The following is a 26,946-nucleotide window of genomic DNA, read 5'->3' on the forward strand; positions in this document are numbered from 1 at the left end:
GCCCGCGGAAAGCGGAGACATGCGCTCCAATCAACAGTGTTGTTTAATAGAGCCTTATTTTAAAAACCACTTAATACCATAGCAGAAGGAAGTATTTGTGAAGTGACAGAAAATTATAATTCATTTTTAAAAATCTATTACCACAACATATAAAGTATGTTATACATAGTATAGGTCACTAGTATAAAAGACCTAAAGCACAATACTTTCACCTAAATATTATGAATACAGCTATATAAAAAGGCTCATATGTAACCGATAAAAAAGTAAGCAAGGAAAGGAAACCATCTGGCATTTTGTGAGGGGAAATTTTATGAAGAAAAATACGATAATGATGCAGTTACTTACAAAAATAGGCGTAATAATAGGGATCATAACAGTCACTACATTCCTCCTTGGATACGGCTTTGTAAAAATAAAGTTTGAAGAATACCAAGCAGAACAAATAGATAATGCGACTAGTATCGTAAAATTTGCAATGGAGTCTACGCAAAACTCAGCAAATACGATCGAAAATATGATAGAACGAAAACTCTATGCTTCTTCTAAAGGGATAACATCTGAATTAAGAGGAAGGTCAGCTTCTAGTATCACGATGGAAGAATTACGTGTTTTAGCGGATGAATGGGCTGTGAAAGAAATTACCCTTTGGGAGAGACAAGGGGATGATATTGTAGTGACACAATCCTCTGATGAAACACAAATAGGATTAAGCTCTAAAAACTGGGGATATTGGTTTACGGCTTTTAACGAGTTAATGTCACTTCAATCGGTAACCGTTGACGAAGGTTTTGCAATGGACAACTACTGGGTAGGTCCTATTTCTAAAGCAGAATTATTTGACCATATTTTTTATAAGTTTGCTTATTATTATGACGGAACAACAGATTTTATGGTGAACCCTTTTATTGAAGACTTCGACATATATGAACATACATTTGAAAGTGGCCCTTCGCAAATTATAGAAAATATTATTGATGAATATAAAGACATGGAAGAAATAGCAGTCATCAACGTTTCAGCATGGAAAAAAGGAGAAAGCAATCAAGTAATTGAACCGAATACGGACTTACCGGTACTGTATGGAACACATACGATTGCATTAGATACAGACGGTGAACTATTCGAACAAGTTCTAGCTACAAAACAAAATGCTAGCTACCAGTTCACACATGATGGTGTAACCTATAAGAAAATTTATAAGTACTTACCAAATGAACGTGTTATGACGATGGTAATAGATTTAACTAGAAAAAAGCAGTTTGAATTGTTTCTAGCACTGATCTATATAGCATCTATCTTTATTCTTTTCATCTCTTTATATAGTATTATTCGCTATATCATTAAAAGACATCTATATCCGTTACCGTCTATAGTGGACCATATACAACAAATGGCTCAAGGGGATTTATCCGAAACGCTACATGTGAAAGAAAAAAATGAATTAGGTTGGCTATCCCAACAAGTAAATGAAATGACGAATAAATTTGAACAGTTAATTGCTGGTGTGAAAGAAGACTCACACGCACTCGTTGTAGTATCCAACCTACTATCTCAACAAGTACACAATTCTGTAAAAACAATGACAGAGACAGCTACACAGATGACGTCAGAGTCAAAAGATAATATGCTTGAAATTGAACTAGCATTTGAAAAACTACAAACGTTGTTCCGATCGCTAGAGGAAAGTAAGTTAGGAGATCTAAGTGGTAATGGTTGTGTGGAATGTACAAAACCGATAATGACCGCCGTCACAGAGATCCAATGGAAAATGACAGAATTAGAACGAATAATGAAGGATCATACCGTACAGACAACACATATAACCGTTATGTTCTACGATACGTTACAAGAATTAAACGAAGCAATTCAAAAGATGGAAAGCCTATCAAATGATCTAAATAACAAGATAGAAGTTTTTAAGGTGAGAGACTGATATTTGAAGTGACCAAAGCCCACGGTATAATTCGTGGGTTTTTTGTATGCATCGCTTTATTTACAAATTTATACATGTGCCTGGCACCTGTAACATATTTGTTACAAATATGTACTAAATATAGTTTAAAGGTCTTAAATTAATTGTTTCCTACGTATGCTATAGAAGTATGAATTTGGGGTAAGTGTATAGTATTGAGTTTTGCTTTAACATATTTAAGGTGAAATGCCGGATAATTATTGCTATCTAGCTGTTGAATTCCGTGCAAGCCGAAGAAGACTCCTCGAAAATGCTACCGCATTTCCTTCGTGCGATGTACGCTCCCGCAGCCTTCCTTGTCCTGCGGGAAAAGCGGGAACCGGGAGACCTCACAGGCGCTATGCGCCGAAGAGGGGGTTTTTTCACGACAGTGAAAATAACCTTCCTTTTTCCCACCCGCGGAAAGCGAAGGTTTGCGCGGAATTCAACAGCGGTTATTAGTATTGCCTAGTAAAAAAGTAAGACTAGGAAATTGGAGGTAAGAAACAAAGATGGAAAAACAACTAATTAATAAAACGTTTTACGAGACGTTATGGACAGATAACCAACTACACCCGATTCAAGTATTAGGGGAAGCATACATGGAGGAACAGGCAAACGATATACATGACGTATCATCGATTCGCTACGCACAAGGGGAAGTATACTTTGAGCATAAAGATTACGAGGCTGCCATTTTTAAATGGGAAAATGTCACGAATGAACTAGAGCCGTGGGCAAAAAAGAACATAGCCGATGCTTACTATGAAATTGGACTTCTAGCAGAAGCAGAAGACATCTACACAAGCGTTCAAACAGAAAGTAAAACACTGAAAGTAGAAGTATCATTACAACTATTTACTTTATACTTAGAACGCAAAAAAATGGAGTCAGCATACAAGAGTATCAAACGTGCAATCGCTGTTGACCCTGACTATCCAAATGTTACATCCATTGCAAAAGTGTTTTATGAAGAACAAAACGATCATCAACATGCTGTAGAACTTGCTGTTAGTGAAATCATCCGAACAGAAAGTACCGAGTGGATTCATATTTTCAAATCCTATATAGACAATGGATTTGCGAAAGAATTTGACCCACGTTATTTTGTCGAAGTGCTACATGTCGTTAAGGCGATTGGTCATAGAGAATTTGTATTGCTGCTTACATCGTTATGGGTAAGCTATCGCACAAGCGACAATTATTTTGCGTGGATTAATACGGTGAATGAACTTATTTTCTCTATCCAAACAGAAGATGGAGAAAACTGGCTATCTATATCCTCCTTGCTTCAAGAAGGATATTTACACCTTTTAGAAGGGGAATACGCCGTTCATCAGCTTCAAAAAATTGTACCAGACACATTAGAAAATTGGCTTAAAATATCAGATGAAAAGAAATCCTTATTTCCCGCAGCTGCGATTATGGCATGGACAGAAGTATTTCCAACAGCATTCAGTAGCACAACATTACAACTAGCAGAACAAAGTATGTTCTACTACCAGCACGACAATATAACATTATCAACGATGCTGGAACTTTATCAATCTATTCAAAAGTGGGCGCAAAAAAATGACCTTCCAGTTTCACACTTTGATCAATGGTTATTTTTAAACCTTCGTGATACTTCCAAGCAACACATACATGTGGAAAGCTATCAAGACGGCGTAAAAGGTAAGCTACTTCATGAAATTCTAGAAGAAAACATCTTAGTAGAGAAGAAGCTAACTTATTATATGACTGGTAGTACAGAAGAGGCAAGTATGGCTGTTTTAGACGAAAATGGGGTACAAAGCGTCAAAGATTTCACGGAAGTAGATGAAAACAAAGTCGTTGAGTTAAAATGGCCGTCCAAATTTTTAGACGAAAATCATTTCTCAATCAGCACGTCTGTTGGAAATGTGAATAATAGGGAAGCAAAGAAATTAGCTCAGCTTGCCGATGGTTTTGTCTATGTGATAGATGTAGACACCGAGTTTACAGATGGAGAATTATTATCTATTTTGAATTGGAAAGAAAAAATGCCAGAGCAAATGATTCAGTTTATTTTACTTACAGAAGATGCTGTACATTCTAGAAATGTAGAAATAGTAAGTACGATGTTGAAAGAGCAAATCCATGCTTCGAGTATCCATACAATGGCTAAAAACAGTAAGCAGAAAGACTTTGTTTCTATTGTAAATAAAAATATTACAGTAAACGAAGGCCTTCTAGAAGAAATGCGATCATTGAAGTTATTATATGCCATCAGATCTGTTTACAATGAGGTATTAAGCAATCGTGGGGCGATGGAAAGTAAGCTAACTAACACCATTACATTCCATGAAGATATATTAAGTAGACTACAAGCCCTAGTTACTCATCTAGAAGAAGACCAAGGTGAGAAAACGAGAGAGTTAATGGAGTCGTACCGAGTAGTAAAGTTTGAGATGCAAGCAGAATTAAAAAGAGCGGTGCCACACTTATTACAAGGAACGTCTGAACTAATTCATGAAGACAGTGACTTCAGCCAAATGCATAATGAGTTAAATGAGGAAATGAATAGAAGAATTCAGGAGTACTTAAATAATGAATTAACACCAAAATATTCCGATGCATTACGTCATTGGCTTCAAGAAGCACATGCGCATTTCAATGAAATTCAAGGTTACTTAACGGATATGAGTGAATCATTCAATGGGTTGTATCGTCGTGACAAAGTAAATTTAGTAGCAGATTTCCAAGTAGTAGAAGATTGGCGCCGTGATATTCATCGTATTATTAGCAGAGCGGAAGTTGGCCATTTAAACATATTAAATCGCCAAAATCCTGTTCAATTTATGTTAAAAGGTGCTGGGCTTTTATTTAATAAGCTCCCACAAAATAAAACATTTTTATATACACAATATAAAAAGTATATAGAAAATGAAAAGTATGAAGATATTACTGCTATCGTTACACAAAAATACTTCCTAGAGTTCGATTTATTTGAAAAATCATTGCGTAATGACGTAGTAACATTCTTAATGGAGCCATTTACACAACTAGATAGTACGATTCAAGATGCAGAGTCCGAGATTGCCAAAGCAACTAGAAAACTAGAATCAATGAAAGCAAACCCGGAAATGTACCAAGATCCACTAAAACTATTACATGTTCGATTAATGCAATACGAGTTTATGACAAAAGTATGTGCTGATCAAAAGATAGTTTACTCTAGATAAGAAGATGAACCTAACAGACCTTGAGTTTGTTAGGTTTTTCCCATTTATAAGGATAATTCAATTCATTTCATAATTACGGTTCGTTTAATGAAAAACGAATATTTCAGTGAAATACACAATAATATGTTCGTTTATAGAAATCGATGCTATCATTCGTTTTTCGTATAGTAGATATACATTATGAAACGGACTCAATTACTAGTTTAATTATCCTTTTATACTTAGTGTCTTTTAGCTTACGGAAATCTCTATATTTAGAAAGTGACAAGTCTTTCATCCTGTTTATTTTTTTCACCCTAAGAAACTCGACATCAGGCACGAAATAATTGATGATTTCGACAAAAGTTTCTTATAACACCAAATTGTGGAATTAACAGGGGGATTTAGTACGATGAACAAAGAATTAACTGTCATTGCAAAAACGCGAGGTCACCGCATTAGGGAGGAAAGAAGGGATCAGAAACAAGTACAAAAACGTAAAATGGCTAGTTATATATTAGCAGGTACTTTAGCTACTAGTGCTTTTATCACCGTAAATGTTACAAATAAAGAAGCGGCCTTCCAACTTGTACATAAAGTTCAAAGTGGCGAAACGTTATTCGGCCTTTCTCATCGATATGGGGTGTCTGTAACTGAAATTATGCAAGCGAATAAGCTATCATCTGACCTCATAAAAGTTGGACAGACTTTAACTATTCCGCAAAAAAACTCCCAATCTAGCCATCAAAGAAATACACAAAATGTAATACATAAGGTAGAAAAGGGTGATACACTTTTTTCTATTTCTCAAAAATATGGTGTGGCTGTTTCAGCTATTCAACAAGCAAATGGTCTAGTTTCGGACAGAATAGTAGAGGGTCAAAATTTACAAATTAGTACTTCTGTACAAGTACAATCATATAAAGTCTCACTAGGTGAAACGTTATTCTCTATTTCTAGAAAATTTGGAACGTCAGTAGAAAGGATAAAAAATGAAAATAAACTAGATAAAGATACTATTTTTGCAGGTCAACCGTTAAGAATTCCTAGTGGGACAACAAAAGTGATGCCAACTTCCACAAGTGTAACGCAAACCACTAGCAAGCTTATTCCGTTGGAGCAAGCAACTTATACAGTAGCACCGGGAGACACGCTTTGGAGCATCGCGCGCAGATATCAAACAACAGCTGGAGAGCTAAAGCATGTGAATGGAATGACACAAGAGCATGTCATTATAGGTCAAAAGCTAATTATTAAAGGAAAAGGCTTAGTACAAGCGAACGCTGAAGTTGTTGGCGTAGTAGACCAATCTTCTGTTGAATTTTTAGTAGAAGGCTTGAAGGAGCCAATCGTGTTACGCGTTGCTTACGGTACTGCCCAAAACTATGAGCTCATCTCTGGAGCAAAACTAAAGATTATATACAAACAATCTGAGCAACCAGCATTAATAGATTGTATATTTGCAAGTCAATCATTCTAACATCAAAGCAGGGGAAACCTTGCTTTTTTTATTTTTTTGGCTATGTTAAGGTTCTCTGTTGATTTCCGTGCAAGTCTTCGCTTTCCGCGGGCGGTAAAAAGGAAGGTTATTTTCACTGTCGTGAAAAAACCTACTCCTCGGCGCAGGCGCCTGTGGGGTCTCCCGCTCCCCGCTTTTCCCGCAGGACGAGGAAGGCTACGGCAGCGATACATCCTTCGTAAGGAAATGCGGTAGCATTTTCGAGGAGTCTCAGCCTTGCACGGAAATCAACAGGTATTGGTATATATTTATCAATACTAAGCTTTAACATAGCTATTTTTTAAAAAAAGTATTTCAAGTAAACTTTTTTAGGCAGTGGCGTCAATCTCATTTTTACATATAATGTTGACAGTCAGTTATGCCTAACGAGGGTGGAATAAAATGATAAGAGCAAAAATCGGATCAAATATATATTGGTATGATGGACAGCTAGAAAGGTACTTTGATAAATTTCGAGAAGGCATTGTAGGGATCCATCATCATTATGAAACTCCATATGGACGGAAAAAGATGATTTATGCAGATTGGACAGCAAGCGGACGGTTGTACGAACCTATTGAAAAGAAAATAACTTATACATTTGGCCCTAATATGGCAAATACACATACAGAGTCTAATGTAAGTGGAACGTTCATGACGGAAGCGTACGAAGAGGCAAGGAAAACGATAAAGCAACATGTTCATGCAGATGATGGAGATGTATTAATATTAGACGGATTTGGAATGACAGGGGTGATGAACAAACTTCAAAGACTTTTAGGGCTAAGAATACCTGAAGGATGGAGGGAAAAAGTAGACATTCCCAATGATGAGAAGCCAGTCGTATTCATTAGTCATATGGAGCATCACTCCAATCATACAACATGGCTCGAAACGATAGCAGATGTCATAATCGTACCACCAACTAAGGATGGCCAGATGGATACAGAGTTTTTAATAAAGAAGCTAAAGGGAAAGTACAAGTCAAGAAAGTGGAAAATAGGAGCATTTACAGCTTGTTCAAACGTTACAGGAATTGTAACACCATATCATAATCTAGCTAAAATCATGCATGAGCATGGCGGAATATGTATTGTAGACTTTGCAGCGTCAGCTCCTTATGTAGAAATAAATATGCACCCGAAAGATCCTATGGAAAAGCTGGATGCGATTGTTTTTTCTCCTCATAAGCTTTTAGGAGGTCCTGGGTCTAGTGGTGTGTTAGTCTTTGATTCAAAGTTGTGTAAAAATATAGCCCCAGACCATCCAGGTGGAGGAACGGTAAAATGGACAAATCCGTGGGGAAAGCACATTTATGTAGATGATATAGAAAGGAAAGAAGATGGAGGAACACCAGGAATTTTGCAAGCAATAAGGGCGGCACTTTCCATTAAATTAAAAGAAGAGATGGGTGTGGAAAACATCCGAAAAAGAGAGAACGAACTTATTGCGATACTGCTAAATTCTTTAAAGAAAATAAAAGGCGTCCAAATTCTTGAGGAAGGCCACAAGGACAGATTAGGAATCGTCTCGTTTGTGATGGAAGAGATTCATTATAATTTAGTCATACAATTACTCAATGACCGTTTCGGTTTTCAAGTAAGAGGTGGTTGCTCATGTGCAGGGACATATGGACACTACTTATTGAATATTGACCAGAAATCTTCAGAAGAAATAGCCTATTATGTGTTGGAAAAGGAAGACCTATCGAAAAAGCCAGGCTGGGTTAGGTTCTCTATTCACCCTACGATGAAAAACGAAGAAATACACTATTTTGTTCATGCTATTAAACAAATTGCAACCTACCATAAAGAATGGGCACAAGACTATTGGTATGACAAGAAACGTAACCTTTTTATATTCAAAGAAAGATTTCATCAAGATGTCGCTACAGAATTTACACTACCTTAGGAAATCGAAGACATATTTCCCGAGAAATAGACAATATGTTACAGGAATGTTAAAGGTGCCTGGCACTTTTAACATTCCTGTAATAATTCCATCTCCAATTAACACACAAAAAAGCCACTCTAAACGAGTGACTTTCCTTATATTTAATAGGGGGGGTAGAGAAAAAATTTAAAAAGCTTATTTGGTTTAATAGAAACTATTAGCAACGGTCTGGTCTTTTACAACAACAACAACTTTACCGTGATCTAGCTTTTCTTCTAGTGCTTCCGCCTCAGGTTCGGTAAAACCTAATTCGCAGAATTGAGCACGTAGCTCATCGCCCTTACTTCGAAACACATTTTTCACATAAGTATCTAAACCTAACTCTTTCGCACCTACCGTATTGGCATCCGCGTTGTCGGCAATACGACTCGTACGGTCATTATCATGCGTAACAACAAAAATATCATCTTCACGGACACCTTTGAGCTTTAAAGAATCAATAGCATGTACTGCTTCCTCATCATTATGAAATTCCTTATAAATTGGTTTCATTTAATATCGCCTCCTTGATAGTACAAGTACCCGGATAACCAACGATGAAACATTTTTCATAAAAAAAAGTTTGTCTACAAACAATAAACACAACGAAAAACTAGGAGGAAATTAACGTTGATATACGATTGTATTATAATTGGTGGGGGCGTTGCAGGCTTACAAGCCGCCATTCAACTTGGGCGTTACAAACGAAAAGTGTTAGTCATCGACAACAACAATGGCCGATCATCCATTTGCCATAGCTACCACAATATTTTAGGCTGGCCTGACGGCGTCAGTGGAACATTTTTAAGAGAACAAGGTTATAAGCAAGCATTAAGCTACGGGGTAGAATTTTTACAAAAAGAAGTAATATCTGTTGAGAAAATGCCGGCAACTTTTTTTGTCACTATAGCAAGCGGAGCAATTTACGCAGCGAAGAAAATCTTATTATCTACCGGCGTTATGGACAACATCCCACCTTACCCAGCCATACGTCCGTGTTTAGGTTTAACGGTATACGTTTGTCCAGATTGCGACGGCTATGAAATTAAAGATAAGAGAACCATCGTTTTAGGAGCTGGCAATACAGGCGCCAACATGGCGTTAACAATATCTTATTGGTCAAACGAAATTATTTACATAAACGATCAGGAAACAGATGTTTCACAAGAACTTCTCGAGCAGATGAAAACTAAAAATATCGCCTATATAAATGTAGATATAGAAGAAGTTTTGGCGGCTGGAGCTAATTTTCAAGGAGTGTTATTAAAAAATGGTGAAAAAGTAGAAGCGTCGCGAGCTTTTATTGCTTACGGCCAAAACGAAGTGAAATCAAATTTAGCCAAGGGGTTAGGTGTAGAGTTACTAGAAAACAAACATATTGTAGTCGACCCACGAACAAAAATGACCAACGTCGACGGCTTATGGGCAGCAGGAGACGTTGTCGCCCACTCCGAACAAGTAACCATCGCAATGGGAGAAGGATCTCAAGCCGCAATATGGATACATAAATCACTTCTTTCATAATGAACTGGATTGTTTTCAGTGGGATAGGTTAGTAATTTTTATATATTATTACAACCAAAGTTGATGAAAGCACGAGGCATGAGACTCCTCGAAAATGCATCCGCATTTCCTTCGTGCGATATATCGCTGACGAAGCCTTCCTTGTCCTGGAGGCTCACGTGACCGCCCGCGGAAAGCGAGTGACTCGTGCTATCATCAACAGTTAGTATTAATGAACTTTCCAAGGGGCGTTCTGAATAATACAAAATCTTCATTTGACACATTTCCGCCTACTTGAGTAACATAGGATGTAAGGGGTTACATTTTAAGGGGAAAACGGGGGAAATACATAATGACTGGAAAACCAATAACAGACTATGAAAAATATATCCGTACGGAAGAGCTTCTAAGCTTACAAAAAGAAGGAGCGGCATTAAGTTGTGACGATGAATTAACATTTCAAATGGTTCACCAAATCGCGGAACTGCACTTCAAGCTAATACTTCAATACATTGATCTAGCAGACGGATTGATGCGAGAAAAAGAGGTAGTAAAAGCAACAGATCAACTTCGCCGTATCAACATGCACGTAAAACATTTACCAGCTGTATTTGATATGACGAAAGTAATAAGCCCGATGGATTATCATACCATTCGTCTAGCGTTAGGACGTGGGAGCGGTCAAGATTCACCAGGGTTTAATGCCATTTTGAAAATGGGTCCAACGCTATGGGAGCCGTTTGAAAGCTTACTAAACGAACATTTATTAACCCCTTTAGAATTGCACAAACAAGCTAGCAAGCAACCAGAGCTGTTCGACTTAATGCAAGAATTAACATACTTTGATGAGAACTTCCAAACGTTCCGACACAACCATATTCAACTAGTGCGCAGAATGATTGGTTTAAACACAAAGAGCTTAAAAGGAGTACCAGCGCAAATGCTAGAAAGAGGAGCAAAGTTTGAGTTCTATCCACAGCTTTGGCAAGCAGTATGTGACTTAACAGACTTCACTGGTTCGAGCTATAATCCGAAACCATTAGATTAATAGAAAAGGACCTAGGCAATTTAATTACTGTCTAGGTCCTTTTTTACGCTTCGTATTGAAAAGACTTTCTCATTTCTGTGTAATAGATTGTATACGTTCTATATCCAAAACTATGAAACTTATCTATAGTTAATAAACTCATGTTTATATCCTACCTATCACCCTATATTTAGCTATTAGCTTTTAGCAAAAACAAATGCTAACTCCTAACGACTAACAAATGATCTATTTGTAACATACTAAAATATTAAAAAACGCTATGGAATTAATAGGAGAGTTTGTCCTTTCGTTGCAACTAACAGGACTTTGTGCAAAGATGGAAGTAGGAAAATGGGTAGTGTAGAAAGGAAAATTAGAATGGCAAAAAAATTAGTTTTAGCAGAAAAGCCTTCCGTAGGTAGAGATATAGCAAGAGTTTTACAATGTGGACAAAAAGGAAACGGTTATTTTGAAGGAAAAGAATATATTGTAACTTGGGCGCTTGGGCACTTAGTGACATTAGCTGATCCAGAAGCGTATGACCCTAAATATAAATCGTGGAGGATCGAAGACTTACCAATGCTTCCAACAGACTTGAAGTTAGTCGTTATGAAACAAACTGGTAAACAATTTTCCGCAGTCAAAAGTGTACTAACAAGAAAAGACGTGACGGAAATCATCATCGCAACAGATGCAGGACGTGAGGGAGAGCTTGTCGCTCGCTGGATTATCGAGAAAGCTCGTGTGAATAAGCCGGTAAAGCGACTATGGATTTCATCTGTAACAGATAAAGCAATAAAAGATGGCTTCCGCAAACTTCGTCCGGGTAAAGACTATGAAAACTTATACCAATCGGCTGTAGCTCGTGCAGAAGCGGATTGGATTGTAGGTCTTAATGCGACAAGAGCGTTAACAACCAGACATAACGCCCAACTTTCATGTGGACGAGTACAAACACCAACGCTTGCGATGATTGCAACGCGTGAAGAGGAAATAAAGGCCTTTACTCCCCAGCCTTTTTACGGCTTAAAAGCACAGCATGAAAGTGGATTCTTCCTGCAATGGAGAGATGGCAAAACAAAGGATGTTCGCTCTTTTTCGAAAGAGAAAATAGAAAAATTACATAAAGAACTCGCTGGGAAGCAAGCAGAAATAGTAGAACTCTCGAAAACGTTGAAAAAAAGCTTTGCGCCAGGGTTATATGATTTAACAGAACTACAGCGTGACGCAAATAAGATCTTCGGCTATTCAGCTAAAGAAACATTATCCATCATGCAAAAATTATACGAGCAGCATAAATTGCTAACGTATCCACGTACCGATTCTCGCTTTATATCTACGGACATCGTAGATACGCTAGCGGAACGATTAGATGCAATTAGTGTGAAGCCGTATGCAATGGTGGCGAAGAAGATTTTAGCGAAAGGAATTCGCGCAAATAAGTCTTTTGTGAATGATGAAAAGGTGTCCGATCACCATGCCATCATTCCAACAGAAGAACCTGTGTTTTTGGCAAAACTTTCGGACAAAGAGCGAAAAATATATGATTTGGTAGTAAAGCGCTTTTTGGCTGTCCTACACGCACCATTCGAGTATGAGCAAACAACGGTCGAGGCCCGCATTGGGTCTGAGCACTTTTTTGCAAAAGGAAAAAGGGTTGTAAGTGCAGGCTGGAAAGAGGTTTACGGGAACTTTGTTGATGAGGAAGAGGACGACGTGGATCAAACGTTACCTAAGCTAGAAAAAGGCGAGAAGTTGCCTATTCAGAAAGTGTTGATGACAAGTGGGGAAACGAAGCCGCCGAGTCGCTTTACAGAAGGTACACTTTTATCGGCAATGGAGAACCCATCGAAATTCATGACGGAAACGTCGAAGGACTTAATTAAAACAATCGGCGAAACGGGCGGCATTGGAACGGTTGCAACTCGTGCGGATATTATCGAGAAATTATTTAATAGCTTTTTAATAGAGAAAAAAGGGAAAGACATTCATATTACGTCTAAAGGCAAGCAGCTTTTAGAGCTTGTTCCGGAAGACTTGAAGTCCCCTGCTTTAACGGCGAAGTGGGAACAGAAGCTGGGCTCCATTGCAAAAGGAACGTTGAAAAAACAAGCGTTCATTTCAGAAATGAGAAATTATACGAAGGAAATCGTTTCCGAAATCAAATCCAGTAACCAATCATTTAAACATGATAATTTAACAGGTGGAAAATGCCCAGAGTGTAATAAGTTGTTGTTAGAAGTGAATGGCAAGAACGGCAAAATGATTGTCTGTCAAGATCGCGAATGTGGTTATAAGAAAAATGTAGCCAGAGTCACCAATGCTCGTTGCCCGAAATGCCGTAAAAAGTTAGAGTTACGTGGAGAGGGAGAAGGTCAAATTTTTGCTTGTAAGTGTGGACATCGCGAGAAGTTATCTGCTTTCCAAGAAAAGCGAAAAGGAGCCCAAAATCAAAAGGCGACAAAGCGTGATGTGAATAAATATTTAAAACAAAATAATAACGACGAGCCAATCAATAATGCGCTTGCTGAGCAGCTAGCGAAGTTAGGGTTGGGGAAGAAATGAATTAGTTGGTTAGGCGTTAGTGGTTAGTTGGTTAGGATTTGGAAAACCAACTGTAAAATGCTCTGTAGAGATTGCTCTACAGGGCTTTTCTTTTTTGAGAAAACCGGTAAAAAGTCTTTTTTTTACTTCGGACTAATTAAAAATGAAAAATTCACCCCCGTCCCCAAATTCTCTCTAGCTAACCAACTAATAGGCATACACCTAACCAACCCTCCCTGCATATGTTAAAAAGAATAAGAAATGTTGGTGGACCTATATTAGTTAGTTAGGCGTTAGTGGTTGTTGGTTAGCCCTTTGTTGTTAAAGCCACTCCTAAACCCTAACCAACTAACACCTAACCAACTAACCAACTACCAAAGGGGTGTTATGTTTGGCTGGAAAAGTATTAAATTATTATGCTGGCGGTAACACGGCGCGCGGTTTCTATAGCTTGTATGATTCAAACCTTGAAAACTTAGATAAAGTGTTTATTTTAAAAGGTGGACCAGGGACAGGAAAGTCGTCCCTAATTAAAAAAGTAGCAGCTTACTGGAACGACAAAGGGTATGACATCGAGATGCTACACTGTTCGGCAGACATTCAATCCGTAGACGGTGTGATCATTCGTGCATTAGGTGTAGGCATTGTGGACGGCACGGCGCCGCACGTTATTGAACCGAAGGCACCTGGCGCGGTAGAACAATACGTGAACTTAGGTGAAGCTTGGGACTCTTCCAAACTAAAAGAGAGTAGAAGCTTAATTGAAGAATTCGCAAACAAAAAGAGCGCGGCATATGACGCGGCATACGCAAAATTCAACAAGGCCCTCAAAATTCACGACGAATGGGAAAGATATTTCATTCATAATATGAATTTTGAAAAAGCAAACGAATTAACAAACAATCTTATTAGACAATTTTTTAATGGAAAAATTTTAGACAAAAAAGCCGATGTACGTCATCGTTACCTTGGCGCGGCAACACCTGTAGGGGCTCGCGATTTTGTACCTAACTTAACAGATGGTCTTGAAAAACGTTATTTTATTAAAGGTCGTCCTGGCTCGGGGAAATCTACTATGTTGAAAAAAATAGTGAAGCATGCTGAAGCAAACGGTTTTGACGCAGAGGTATATCATTGTGGGTTTGATCCTCATAGCTTAGATATGGTCATTATTAGAGAGCTAGGATTTGCTATTTTTGATAGTACAGCTCCACACGAATATTTCCCGGAAAGAGATGGAGACGAAATTATTGATATGTATGAGGCAACGATTCGCCAAGGGACAGATGAGCGTTATGAAAAAGAAATTGCCAGTGTTGGTGCAAGATACAAGGCGGCAATGACAGAAGCAATCGCCCTACTAGCTGAAGCGAAAGAATGGCATGAAAAATTAGAGGAAGTATACGTACCAGCAATGGATTACACAATTGTTGATAAATGGACAGAGCATATTCAAACGGAAATTAGGGAAATAGCTGCTAGTAAACAGTAAATAATTTGGTGGGGACAAAATTGCCCAATAAAATATAAGGGAGAGGGCCCAAAAGCACATGGAGAGAGCTCCCAAGTTCTTTTACACCAAAAAAAAACCAAAAATGAACATGGAGAGAGCTCCCAAGTTCATTACACCAAAAAAAAAACCAAAAATGAACATGAAGAGAGCTCCCACGTTCATTTACACCAAATAAAAAACCAAAAATGAACATGAAGAGAGCTCCCAAGTTCATTTACACCAAAGAAAAAACCAAAAATGAACATGGAGAGAGCTCCCAAGTTCATTTACACCCAAAAAAAAACCAAAAATGAACATGAAGAGAGCTCCCAAGTTCATTTACACCAAAGAAAAAACCAAAAATGAACATGGAGAGAGCTCCCAAGTTCATTTACACCCAAAAAAAAACCAAAAATGAACATGGAGAGAGCTCCCAAGTTCATTTACACCAAAAAAAAACCAATAATGAACATGGAGAGAGCTCCCACGTTCATTTACACCAAAAAAAAAACCAAAAATGAACATGAAGAGAGCTCCCAAGTTCATTTACACCAAAGAAAAAACCAAAAATGAACATGGAGAGAGCTCCCACGTTCATTTTTACCAAAGATAAATACCAAAATGAACTTGACATGAAAGAGTCCCCAAAGAGCAAGCAGTAGTTAGTTCTTTGGGGCAACTTTAATAAATTCGTTAACCTTTTGCAGCTGCATTTTTACCCAGCTACAACCAACACTTCCACTTCCACCCCATAATGATCAGAGACTACTTCTTTATTTTCACCATTAAAAATAACCTTAGATGATTGAACGGACACTTCAAAGTTAGTTAGAATAAGGTCGATTCGTAAATCTTGCTTATTCTCATCCCAACCAGCAATCTTCCCTTCCACTGTTACGCCAGAATCTCTCTCTACGGCTGCAGTATAAGTATCAATGAACCCATTTTTTAAAAGGAAATCATATCCTTCGCCTCGTATATGAGCACTATTGTTGAAGTCTCCCATGAAGAAAGCCTTCTTCGAATCAAATTTCGAAAGCAATTGTTCCATCTGATACTTTGCAGGTTCTTCTTCATCCCCCCACCAACCTAAATGGCACGAATAAAAGGATAGTGGCTCCCCTTGAAATTCAATCGTCGCTCCGACAATCTTACGAGTTTTCCAAATCGTTGGAACTTCTGCTTTAGAAACAAAAAACGAATCACGGCCGACGATAGGATGCTTTGTTAAAATAGCAAGCCCTTCTTCTAACACTTCATACCCATAATGAGCCAAGTCCCAGACTAATGAATAGTCTGAGACGCCTAACTTCTCAAGCTCCATTAACAGAACGTGTGCATAATTGTCTTCTTTCACATTGTCATAAACAATCTGCCCATCCTGAGATTGGCTAACCTCTTGAAGAGCAATAACATCATAAGCTTTTTCTTTAATTGTTTCGGCTAAATGCTTTATTTTTGCTTCTTGATTCTCTTCTTGCCAAGAGTGGCAGTTTAAGGTTAATAATTTCATTTTTTACGCTCCTAACAAACATTGGATATGTACTCGGTCTAGTAAGTAATTCATTTTATAGTAGTAAATTATAAATTAAAATGCAACAATAAAATATTATTTTGAAAAAACTTTATCATTCTGTAAAATCCCTATTTTGAAAAGATTATTATAATTACGTGAATTGGTAAAAGTATATACTTGTTCTTGAAAAGTGGGTACACTATACACAAAAAGAATGGAAAAGGAGTTTGAAAACATGAGGAAATATGGATTTTTGGTAGCGTTATCTATACTATTTGCAGCTTTATTAGTTGGATGTGGCGCAAATAATGAACAAGGAACAGGAAATACTGGTGAATCAGCACCACCAGAACAAGAAACATCGAAAGAGGAAAAAAATAATTTCAAAATACTAATGGGTGTTCAGATGGACATGATTCGTACAATTCGTGCTGACATTCAACCATTACTTGCATACGAAAGAGGTGCGGAAGGTGCATCTTTGGAGGAAGCAAAAACAGCAGCAAACACAATTGCGCAAAACTTACGTAACACAGAAATTTCTTCTGATTTAGACGATCGCGTAAAAGGAGAATTAGAAGAATCAGTAGAGCTTTTCGCTCAATATTTTGAAGCACGTGGAGACGACTTACAAGTTGATGATGAAGAGAAAGTGCAATATGAAAGGCTTGAAGCTTTCCACGAGCAAATTGGCGATGTTTTTGAAGAAGAAGGCTTAAATCGCCCGAACTTTGACAAAGACGTTCAGTAATTTAAAAAAAGTAGACCCAGAAAGATGTTATCTTCCGGGGTCTACTTTTTTGCTGTAATAATTCTAATAATACCTGCCGTTCCTTGTACTGGATAACTCTCCGCAACAGGACCATCAAATATTACTTCGACCATATCTCCAACTTTAACATCAGAAAACTCATGTAACTTACTAAGTGCATCTTTTTGGATTAACGTATCTTTTGTAACGCGTACACTTGCTTTATCGTAATCCGTATCTTCTTCCACTTTTCCTTCTACAAGAATTGCACCATACTCCCCATCTGGCGATATCTCCGTTACAGTTCCTCTAATACCTATTTTCCCGTCTCGATCATTGGCAGTAGTATTGCAGCCGAACAATGAAAACACCATAAAAACCATAGCAGCAATTATTAACATTTTTTTAATCATAAAATTCACCCTTTCCTATTAGTTAGACGGTAGTAAAAATATTTTGTTACAAGCAAGTTCAGGGAGTATTTATTATTTACCTTAAACCAAGTTTTGTGGTAGGATTACTTGTAATTAGATATATTCTTTATCCAGAGTGGCAGAGGGAATGGCCTGATGAAGCCCGGCAACCTAATTTTAAGGTGCTAATTCCAGCAAGATTATGCAAATGTTCTTGAAAGATAAGGAGATAACACAAGTTAAACCAGCCTTCCTTTAATCTTTCATGCATTAGAGAGAGGCTTTTTCTGTATGCATATATAGAAAAAGCTTTGGAAAAAGAGGGGGAACTAGGATGAAATTTGGATTTTGGCTACCTATATTCGGTGGATGGCTTCGCAATGTAGAACAGGAAAACATGCCATCAACGTTTACGTATGCAAAAGAAGTGATTCAAAAAGCTGAGCAATGGGGGTATGATACCACACTAATTGCAGAGCTTTTTTTAAACGATATTAAGGGACCTGAGCAAGACTGTCTAGATGCTTGGTCAACTGCCGCAGCACTTGCTGCAGTAACGGAGAAAATTGAGATCATGACAGCCGTTCGACCTGGGTTCCATAATCCAGCTATTACAGCAAAGGCCGCAGCCAATATTGATCAAATAAGCAATGGTCGTTTTACACTAAATGTCGTATCCGCATGGTGGGAAGAAGAAGCTCGTCAATATGGAGGGATTTTTACAGAACATGATGAGCGATACGAAAGAACGAAAGAGTTCCTTGAAGTGCTAAAAGGGCTATGGACAGAAGAAACTTTTAGTTATGACGGAAAATACTATCATCTTGAAAACACAAAGCTAGCTCCTAAGCCAGTTCAACGCCCAAATCCCATTTTATATGCTGGTGGAGAAAGTGAAAAAGGAAAGCAAGTAATAACAAGTATGTGTGATGCTTATGTGATGCACGGTGGAACGGTTGATGAAGTGGCTGTAAAAATAAATGACATGAAAAATCGACGGATGTCCTCAGGGCAAGCAACTTTACAATCATTCGGCATGGCTGCATACATCATCTGTAAGGATACAGAAGAAGAGGCGCAGCAAGAGTTAGCGCGCATTACGGAAGTAAAAGAGTCCAGTGCCTATGCTGGGTTTAAAGATTTTACAAGCAAGTCTCAGTTAGAACAACAAATTAAACTGCAAGATTATTCCGTCTCCAATAGAGGCTTGCGACCAGGGTTAATTGGCACACCAAGTCAAATTGCTTCAAAAATAAAAGAGTATGAGCGTGTCGGTGTAGATTTATTGTTGCTTCAATTTTCTCCGCAACTAGAAGAGATGGAACGATTTGCAATGGAAGTAATGCCTTTAATGAAGGAAAAGTAATCGTTTCATGATTAATGAACACCAAACCAGACAAATCACATATTGTACAATAAAACCAAGCAGTAAGAGGAGAGGAACATTCTTGGAAAAAATCTATATTATACATGAAAATAAAGAGTGGACAGAGCATTTAACGAAACGATTAGAAGAGCTAAACCTCCCATACGAAGAGTGGCACTTAGACGAAGGAATCGTCCCATTAACAGAAGAGCCACCACAAGGAGTTTTTTACAACCGAATGAGTGCATCTTCTCATACTAGAAATCATCGATTCGCCCCAGAACTAACTGCTGCAACTCTAGCATGGCTAGAACACAACGGACGCCGTGTGAACAACGGTAGCCGAGCACTTCAGTTAGAATTAAGCAAAGTAAATCAATATACAGAATTAGAAAAACACGGAATCAAAACACCAAAAACGATTGCGGCTGTAGGAAAAGAGCAGATTATTAAAGCAGCCAAAGCTATTGGAGCAGCTTCTTTTATTACAAAGCACAATCGTGCCGGTAAAGGATTAGGTGTACAGTTATTCCATTCTATCTCAAGTCTAGAAAACTATATAAATAGTCCAGCGTTTGAAGAGCCAGTCGATGGGATTACCCTCATTCAAGAATATATAAAAGCACCACAACCGTTCATTACAAGATGTGAATTCATCGGCGGAAAATTTCTATATGCAGTGCAAGTAGACACGTCTGAAGGGTTCGAGCTTTGCCCGGCAGATGCCTGTCAAATTGGTGATTTGTTTTGCCCAGTTGGAGAAGAAAAAGAAGAGAAGCCGAAGTTTCAAATTATCGAAGGCTTTAACGACCCAATCATTGAAAAATATGAAGCGTTCTTGTGGGATAATAATATCCAAGTAGCCGGAATTGAATTTATTCGTAATGAGAATGGCGAAATATTCACCTACGACGTTAATACAAATACGAATTATAATGCTGATGCAGAAAAAAAAGCTGGGAAATATGGCATGCTAGAATTAGCCAAATTTTTAGGCAGTCAGTTGAAGATAAAAGAGGAAGCATGAGGGATCTGGTAACGGGTTAAATGTAAATTAACAAAAGAAATAGTGTTTGTTAAAAAGAAATAAAAGTGCTGGTGGTGTGTCCGACTCCTGCGGGAGAGGGCAGGCTGGTGAGACCCCGCAGAGCCCTTGGGCTTGAGGAGGCTCACCGCCTCCCCCGCGGAAAGCGGACACACCACCGGCACGGTTTTTGAAACGAAAGAAAAGGTGCTAGAAAATATTTTCTATACACCCTTTTCATTTATTATTTGAATCAATTTCATAATTACTATTCGTTTAGTGAAAAACGAATGTTCCGTTTATTATAATTAAATAACGTTCGATATTAAACGTAAATTATATTAAAAAACAGGTTTAATATTCGTTTTTCATTTAGTAATTGTACATCATGAAACTCACTCATTTAAATAAGTTAGAAATAGTTTGGAATAGATCACGGAAAAACTCTTTTACACTTTCCCAAAAACCTGTATTTCCAACTAAGCTTTCAATACGATTTTTAATATCTTTGGAGATATCCTCTAACTGCTGACGAACATTATCAAAATTAATATTAAGTGCGCGCATCTTTTCAAAAAGGTCGATTAAAAGCTGGCGATCCTCTGCACTAAGCTCAATATTTAATTTCTTTAATTGTTCCTCTACAATACGCTCAACATCTTCACGAGTTGCTGGGTTTTGTTCTGCAATTTGCTTTTTAATTTCTGTAAGTAGTTCACTTACTTTCTCTTTGTCGATATCTTTTGCAAGTCTTGTAGCTAAACTTAATTCTTCGTTCGCAACTTCCATACGATCTTTGTCTAATTCTTTACCGGCAACTTCGTATGCTTTATAAATTCCTACTAAAGCCGAGTGGCCACTTACACGAACAGGTGAAGCTACTTGAACTAGAGCGTCCTCGACACCTGCTGTTAAAAGCGCATTCGCATACATTTCATTTGTCACTTCTGTAATATTATCTGGAGTTACTTGTTCAATAACAAGGCCTTCGCCACTTTCTTTTCTAGTAATCTTAGCGGAAGAGAACATACGAGAACTACGATCGCCACCAATATATTTTACTAAGTCGTCCCCTGTTACTGAAATTTCCTCTACCATTGCAGTGTCTGTAACGTTTAACAATCTTCTTACTTCAGCTTTTTGTTCATCTGTTAAGTTCCCCCCATACACTACAATAGGAAGTCCGAACTTTTCATTTATACTATCTTCTGTATCTCCACCAGCTGCACTAGCAATTGTTGCAAAACCTGTTAAAAGCACTAGCAAACTAACGATAAACATCTTGAACGAACGTTTAAATATCATGTTAACTTCTCCTTTAATTACTATAATTTTAGCTTGTCTAATTCAGAGTTGTTTGAGAAAAATATACAGGAATTGTCCGACTTTTACAATTAAAATCATTAATATCATATGTACAAGTAGTATAAAAAGAACTGATTGCGCCAAGGAAGTATTTTCAAAAAGCTTACTTTTATTTTGGCTATGTTAAAGGTTGCTGTTGATTTCCGTGCAAGGCTTCGCTTTCCGCGGACGGTAAAAAGGAAGGTTATTTTCACAGTCGTGAAAAAACCTACTCCTCGGCGCAAGCGCCTGTGGGGTCTCCCGCTTCCCGCTTCTCCCGCAGGAGTCTCAGCCTTGCACGGAAATCAACAGGTAATTATATAAATATCAACACTAAGACACAGCCATAATTTTAAAAAAACGTGCCGGTTGGATGACCGCTTTCCGCGGGGGAGGCGGTGAGCCTCCTCGAGTCCAAAGGCTCTGCGGGGTCTCACCAGCCTGCCCTCTCCCGCAGGAGTCGGTCATCCAACCGGCACTTAAATAATATTGTAAATTCTTTATACTTTTCAAGCAGTTTTGTTCACTCTATAATCTTAAAAGAAAAGATGAGCCATTGCTGCGATAACTGGTAATGTGATTAATGTACGTAAGATAAAGATGATAAATAAATTTTTCAATGAAATAGGTACTTTGGAGCCTAATAAAACGCCCCCGACTTCTGATAAATAAATTAACTGTGTTACAGACACACAGGCAATGACGAAGCGAGTAAGTTCACTTTCAATTCCGCTACCGATAATGGCTGGTAAGAACATATCCGCAAACCCGACAATCATTGTTGCAGAAGCTTCTCTTGCTTCAGGAATCTGTAACAACTCTAAGATCGGAATGAACGGCATGCCTAACCATTGGAACACTGGTGTATTTTCAGCTAAAACAAGCGCAATCGTACCAAATGTCATTACAATTGGAATAACACCCATCCACATGTCTAAAACATTTTTCCCACCATCTTGGAAAAACTTAGGCACACTTTGGTTTTGCCTAGCACGCTTCACAGCCGCGGATAATCCCCATTTAAAGGAAGAAGTCCCAGCTGGAATTAACTCTTGTTGCCCTTTTGCCTCCCCGTTGTAATACGTATCAGGTATACGAGATAACGGCGGAATACGCGGCATAATAATCGCGGCGATAATACCGGCAATAGCAATTGTTAAATAAAACTCTCCAAACATATGTGTTAACTTAACTTCTGAGATAACAACTAAACTAAATGTAATCGAAACGATCGAGAACGTCGTACCGATTACGGCCGCTTCTCTTTTCGTATAATAGCCTTCTTCATATTGTTTACTAGTTAATAGAACTCCGATTGTTCCGTCCCCTAACCAAGACGTTAACGAGTCGATAGAAGAACGACCTGGTAATGTAAAGACAGGGCGCATAAACTTTGTTAATAACGCACCGAACAACTCTAGTAAACCGAAGTTTAATAGTAAAGGTAAAAATAACCCTGCAAATAAAAATACCGTAAATAATAGAGGTAATAAGCCTTCTAACAATAGCCCACCTGTATATTCAGACCAAATAGCTTCTGGACCTACTTGGAAATAAGTAAGTAAAGCTAAAACCATCCCTAAAACGCGAATAATTGTCCATACTGGTGACACGTTGAACAACGAATTGAAAAAGCTATCATCTTTTATAAATTGAGGATTTTGCTTTTTCAGTCCTTTAACAAGTAATGTTGCAAGAGCTGTAAATGTAATGATTATCGTCATGATTAACGGTAATTGTGGCTCTATTAGTCCTTTTAAGAATCCAGCTAGAATAGCAACTGGAATAGTAAAGCCTTCCTCTAGTGGAACAGGAAACATGAATAATAAAATACCGATTAAGGAAGGTACAACAAATTTTAATATATTGATCGTACGAAAGTTTTGTGAATCCATTTTTTAATCCCCTTATGTACTGTCGATAATTATGCAATACATGTTATTTTAATACAAAACTGAAATTTTTCAATAGAAAATATAGTAAAATACAAATTGTTTAACGTCTTATGTGGCAAAATCAAGTATTTCTATTTCTTTATGCTTTCTTAAGTCAATAAAATGATCATCCATTTTAATTATTGGTAAGTGTGGCTCATCTGAATGAATAAATATAATTTCTGCAAAACGCCCGTTGTTAAGTACCACTTCATCACGAATATGATTAGAAAACATATATTGTACGAATGGAGTAACAATAGCTGGATTAAGACGATTTAACTTAGCTTCCTGCATTAAAATCTTCGTCGTGACAAATATATTTTGTTTCGGTCGGTAACTTCGATTAGAACTGATGGCGTCATATACATCCGCAACAGAAAGTATTTGTACAAAAAACGGGATCCGGTTATTTTTTAACCCTGCCGGATATCCACTTCCATCTAAACGCTCATGGTGCAAAAGTGTACCTTGTAAAATAAGTGGATGAATATACGGTACATTCTTTAGCATGTCATAACCATACGTTGTGTGCTTTTGTATTTCTTGCCATTCTCGCTCATTTAATTGTCCAGGCTTTTGAATGATATCTTTATCGATCAACAGTTTGCCCACATCGTGAAAAAGTCCCATCTGGCCTAAAAGCTTAATATCTTTCTTATCATAATTTAATATTTTTGCAATTAAGGATGCATAGATACTCACGTTCATGCTATGTGTGTAAGTATAATTATCGTAACTTCTAACTTGCTGGATATAACGAATAAATACAGGGTCTTCTACTAACTGATCGACAAGCGGATTTAACATCTGATACAGCTCATCTAGTGGAGGCAACTTGTCCTTTTCAATACTAGAAAATATCGATTGAAAAGACTCTACACTAGTTTGATAGAGAGACTTTACCTGTTCGAATTGTTCATATTTAATATAAGCAGACTCAGCTACCAATAAAGACGGATGAAAGTAATACTCATGCTGTTGTAATTTCTCTATATGTGTTTGAGACAATACGGTGCCTTTTGTTAACAAAAGACTCCCATTTATAGAGTAAATATCATCTACGATTACTTTTCCGATGTGTAAAGCGGTTATTTTCATAATATACCCTCATCACGTATATTTTTAGTACTTTTATTATATAGGATAAAAGTATTAAAAAGTACAGAAAATTTAAAAATATCTAGTAAAAATGCCGTTTTTCTAATAGGAAGTTATAAATTGGTTAAATTTTTCATAAGGAGGGAACCGTTTTTCCTTTTAAACATAAACGAATGCAGAAAATTCAACCCAATATTCACCACCTTTTTTTAATACCCTAATAAACTACTTTAAACGAAAAAATGTTATAGTAGATTTGTTTGAATTTTTTCCAAACATATACGGGTTCGCGTTACCGAATACGCGCTCCATTTTAATATGATTAGGGGGTAGGCAAATTGCGTATACGTGCTTCTGCTGTGCAATATCATTTGCACACGATTACAAGTTTTGAAGATTTCGCAAATCAAGTCATTCATTATGTAAAAATGGCCGCTGAATTTGATGCGGATTTTATATTGTTTCCTGAATTTTTTACAACGCAACTTTTATCATTTGAGAAAGATGGTAGACAGCAAACGATAAATGACTTACCATCCTATACGGAATTGTACTATCAGTTATTTACGGGAGTTGCAGCGCAAACGGGCATGCATATTATTGCCGGAACGCACATTATTGAGCGCGCGGGAAAACTGTATAATGTGGCACATCTTTTTTATCCAGACGGGACAGTTGCCGAGCAACCGAAACTTCACTTAACACCGACAGAAGTGGAAGAATGGGGTATAACACCAGGCGAATCTTTACAAGTGTTTGAAACAGAAAAAGGCAAGATTTCAATGGTTACTTGTTACGATATGGAATTTCCTGAAGTTGTACGCTTAACAAAAGCAATGGGGGCGGATGTCGTGTTCGCACCATCATGTACAGATGATCGCCACGGTTTCCACCGAGTCCGCTACTCTTGTCATGCGAGAACCATTGAGAATCAAATCTATGTTGTCACAACAGGCACAATCGGTTCTTTACCTACTGTTGACTTTATGCGAGGTAACTTTGGGCAAGGTGCCATTCTTTCCCCTAACGACGTACCGTTTCCACCGAAAGGAATTGTCGCAGAAGGTGAACTCAATACAGACATGGTCATTACAGGTGACTTAGATATCTCTCTTTTAGAAAAAGTAAGAGAAAGTGGCTCTGTCACAACATGGCGCGACCGCCGTTCCGACTTCTACCCAGACTGGGAAGAACTAGTCAAGAACGCAGCCATCTTCAAAAAATAACAATCTAGTTGACAAAACCTTATTTTTTCTTTAAGTTTTTAAAAAGAATGGTTATGTTAGATTTTATTTTTTGTCTGTGTTAAAGGTTAGTGTTGAGTTTTTGATACCTTTTTAGCTGTTGATTTCCGCGCATATCGGAGACTCCTGCGGGAGAAGCGAGTAGCGAGAGACCCCACAGGCGCCGATGCGCCGAGGAGGCTCTCGACTCGCCCGCGGAAAGCGAAGATATGCGCGGAAATCAACAGCGGCCTTTTAACAGAGTCTATTTTAAAAAAACAAAATATATAGGATTGTTACTGCTACCAGCAGGCAAGACCTAATGCACATGTTTAACATGGCCGCATTAGGTCTATTTGTTTTTTATCAGAATATTTCAAAAGGAGTGCTAACAAACATGTCATTTTTCAAAAAGTTATTCGGCGGTAAAGAAGAAGTATCAAAAGACGGAGCAATCATTGCACCACTAACAGGAAGATTCGTACCATTAGAAGAAGTACCAGACCCAGTTTTTGCACAAAAAATGATGGGTGACGGCTTTGCCATTGAACCAACAGAAGGTACAGTTGTATCTCCGGTAGAGGGTGAAATCGTTCAATTTTTCCCAACAAAACATGCCATCGGAATTAAAACAGCATCTGGAGTAGAAGTGCTAATCCATGTAGGTTTAGAAACAGTAAGCATGAACGGCGAAGGTTTCGAAGGCCACGTACAAGTTGGCGACAAAGTAAAAGTTGGAACTAAACTAATTAGCTTTGACTTGGCGTTAATCGCAGAAAAAGCGAAAAGCACTGTGACACCGATTATTATGACAAACGGTGATGTGCTAGAAACGTTCACAAAAGAAACAGTATCAGAGGCAGTTGCAGGAGATACAACATTAGCAACGTTTATTGTAAAATAACTTTTTTTTACTAATAGCAATTGCTTGTACAAATAAAGCAGATATTCGCGGAAGGTATGAGACTCCTGCGGGAGAAGCGTGACAAGGGAGACCCACAGGCGCTTGCTCCGAGGAGTAGGTTTCTTCACGACAGTGAAAATAACCTACCTTTACCGCCCGCGGAAAGCGAATACCTTCCGCGAATATCTGCAGTTAGTACCCTGGATGATTTTGATTAGTTATTCAATTTTGCATAGCC

The 26,946-nt window shown here is 37.9% G+C and carries 19 protein-coding genes and 1 riboswitch; of the genes, 13 read left to right on the top strand and 6 right to left on the bottom strand.

Going from position 1 to position 26,946, the window contains the following annotated elements:
• Positions 1-313 precede the first annotated feature (313 nt).
• The 4 genes from CDZ89_RS00925 (at position 314) to CDZ89_RS00940 (ending at position 8,545) form a co-directional block, all read left to right on the top strand.
• The gene (locus CDZ89_RS00925) at positions 314-1,936 is read left to right on the top strand and encodes a HAMP domain-containing protein (RefSeq protein WP_100332988.1); all 1,623 of its coding nucleotides are present in this window, start codon (positions 314-316) and stop codon (positions 1,934-1,936) included.
• Positions 1,937-2,466: 530 nt separating this feature from the next.
• Positions 2,467-5,157: a tetratricopeptide repeat protein gene (locus tag CDZ89_RS00930; RefSeq protein WP_100332989.1), complete on the top strand. Its 2,691-nt coding sequence runs from the start codon at positions 2,467-2,469 to the stop codon at positions 5,155-5,157.
• 391 nt (positions 5,158-5,548) lie between these two features.
• A complete protein-coding gene (locus CDZ89_RS00935; protein WP_100332990.1) occupies positions 5,549-6,616 on the top strand; it encodes a LysM peptidoglycan-binding domain-containing protein in 1,068 nt (355 codons plus the stop codon).
• Positions 6,617-7,036: 420 nt separating this feature from the next.
• Positions 7,037-8,545 (top strand): aminotransferase class V-fold PLP-dependent enzyme, encoded by a 1,509-nt coding sequence (locus tag CDZ89_RS00940; protein ID WP_096156263.1) that lies wholly within the window; start codon positions 7,037-7,039, stop codon positions 8,543-8,545.
• 186 nt (positions 8,546-8,731) lie between these two features.
• Here CDZ89_RS00940 and CDZ89_RS00945 read toward each other — a convergent pair whose 3' ends face one another.
• The gene (locus CDZ89_RS00945) at positions 8,732-9,079 is read right to left on the bottom strand and encodes a YflT domain-containing protein (protein ID WP_096156264.1); all 348 of its coding nucleotides are present in this window, start codon (positions 9,077-9,079) and stop codon (positions 8,732-8,734) included.
• A gap of 117 nt (positions 9,080-9,196) precedes the next feature.
• On the opposite strand from CDZ89_RS00945, the gene CDZ89_RS00950 reads away from it, so the two are divergent.
• From CDZ89_RS00950 to CDZ89_RS00965, 4 genes are all read left to right on the top strand, one after another.
• On the top strand, positions 9,197-10,090 hold the full coding sequence (locus CDZ89_RS00950; protein WP_100332991.1) for an NAD(P)/FAD-dependent oxidoreductase: 894 nt from the start codon (positions 9,197-9,199) through the stop codon (positions 10,088-10,090).
• Positions 10,091-10,421: 331 nt separating this feature from the next.
• A complete protein-coding gene (locus tag CDZ89_RS00955; protein ID WP_096156266.1) occupies positions 10,422-11,117 on the top strand; it encodes a tryptophan 2,3-dioxygenase family protein in 696 nt (231 codons plus the stop codon).
• 357 nt (positions 11,118-11,474) lie between these two features.
• Positions 11,475-13,661 carry a DNA topoisomerase III gene (locus tag CDZ89_RS00960; protein WP_100334233.1) on the top strand — a complete coding sequence of 729 codons (2,187 nt, stop codon included), beginning with the start codon at positions 11,475-11,477 and terminating at the stop codon, positions 13,659-13,661.
• 370 nt (positions 13,662-14,031) lie between these two features.
• Entirely contained in the window at positions 14,032-15,132 is a 1,101-nt protein-coding gene (locus tag CDZ89_RS00965; RefSeq protein WP_096156267.1) for a PRK06851 family protein, read from the top strand.
• Positions 15,133-15,847: 715 nt separating this feature from the next.
• Here CDZ89_RS00965 and CDZ89_RS00975 read toward each other — a convergent pair.
• Entirely contained in the window at positions 15,848-16,645 is a 798-nt protein-coding gene (locus CDZ89_RS00975; RefSeq protein ID WP_100332993.1) for an endonuclease/exonuclease/phosphatase family protein, read from the bottom strand.
• Positions 16,646-16,883: 238 nt separating this feature from the next.
• On the opposite strand from CDZ89_RS00975, the gene CDZ89_RS00980 reads away from it, so the two are divergent.
• Positions 16,884-17,399, top strand: a complete 516-nt coding sequence (locus tag CDZ89_RS00980) for a hypothetical protein (RefSeq protein ID WP_100332994.1) — start codon at positions 16,884-16,886, stop codon at positions 17,397-17,399.
• Positions 17,400-17,440: 41 nt separating this feature from the next.
• Here CDZ89_RS00980 and CDZ89_RS00985 read toward each other — a convergent pair whose 3' ends face one another.
• Positions 17,441-17,812, bottom strand: coding sequence for a DUF3221 domain-containing protein (locus tag CDZ89_RS00985; RefSeq protein ID WP_100332995.1), 372 nt, complete (start codon positions 17,810-17,812; stop codon positions 17,441-17,443).
• Between the two features lie 124 nt (positions 17,813-17,936).
• Positions 17,937-18,040, top strand: a riboswitch (SAM riboswitch).
• Between the two features lie 106 nt (positions 18,041-18,146).
• Here CDZ89_RS00985 and CDZ89_RS00990 point away from each other — a divergent pair.
• Both CDZ89_RS00990 and CDZ89_RS00995 read left to right on the top strand, forming a co-directional pair.
• Entirely contained in the window at positions 18,147-19,178 is a 1,032-nt protein-coding gene (locus tag CDZ89_RS00990) for an LLM class flavin-dependent oxidoreductase (RefSeq protein WP_096156273.1), read from the top strand.
• An 82-nt stretch (positions 19,179-19,260) separates the two neighbouring features.
• On the top strand, positions 19,261-20,205 hold the full coding sequence (locus CDZ89_RS00995; protein ID WP_100332996.1) for an ATP-grasp domain-containing protein: 945 nt from the start codon (positions 19,261-19,263) through the stop codon (positions 20,203-20,205).
• A 396-nt stretch (positions 20,206-20,601) separates the two neighbouring features.
• Here CDZ89_RS00995 and CDZ89_RS01000 read toward each other — a convergent pair whose 3' ends face one another.
• From CDZ89_RS01000 to CDZ89_RS01010, 3 genes are all read right to left on the bottom strand, one after another.
• A complete protein-coding gene (locus CDZ89_RS01000) occupies positions 20,602-21,507 on the bottom strand; it encodes a DUF1002 domain-containing protein (RefSeq protein WP_100332997.1) in 906 nt (301 codons plus the stop codon).
• Between the two features lie 575 nt (positions 21,508-22,082).
• Positions 22,083-23,441, bottom strand: coding sequence for a YjiH family protein (locus tag CDZ89_RS01005; RefSeq protein ID WP_100332998.1), 1,359 nt, complete (start codon positions 23,439-23,441; stop codon positions 22,083-22,085).
• A 108-nt stretch (positions 23,442-23,549) separates the two neighbouring features.
• Entirely contained in the window at positions 23,550-24,581 is a 1,032-nt protein-coding gene (locus CDZ89_RS01010; RefSeq protein ID WP_096156277.1) for an HD-GYP domain-containing protein, read from the bottom strand.
• Between the two features lie 338 nt (positions 24,582-24,919).
• Between CDZ89_RS01010 and CDZ89_RS01015 the strand changes: the two genes are divergently transcribed.
• Together CDZ89_RS01015 and CDZ89_RS01020 are read left to right on the top strand one after the other, a co-directional pair.
• The gene (locus tag CDZ89_RS01015) at positions 24,920-25,807 is read left to right on the top strand and encodes a carbon-nitrogen hydrolase family protein (RefSeq protein ID WP_096156278.1); all 888 of its coding nucleotides are present in this window, start codon (positions 24,920-24,922) and stop codon (positions 25,805-25,807) included.
• A gap of 394 nt (positions 25,808-26,201) precedes the next feature.
• Entirely contained in the window at positions 26,202-26,708 is a 507-nt protein-coding gene (locus CDZ89_RS01020) for a PTS sugar transporter subunit IIA (RefSeq protein ID WP_100332999.1), read from the top strand.
• Positions 26,709-26,946 lie beyond the last annotated feature (238 nt).

It is taken from the genome of Bacillus alkalisoli (genome assembly GCF_002797415.1).
Classification (GTDB): Bacteria; Bacillota; Bacilli; order Bacillales; family Bacillaceae_I; genus Bacillus_CD; species Bacillus_CD alkalisoli.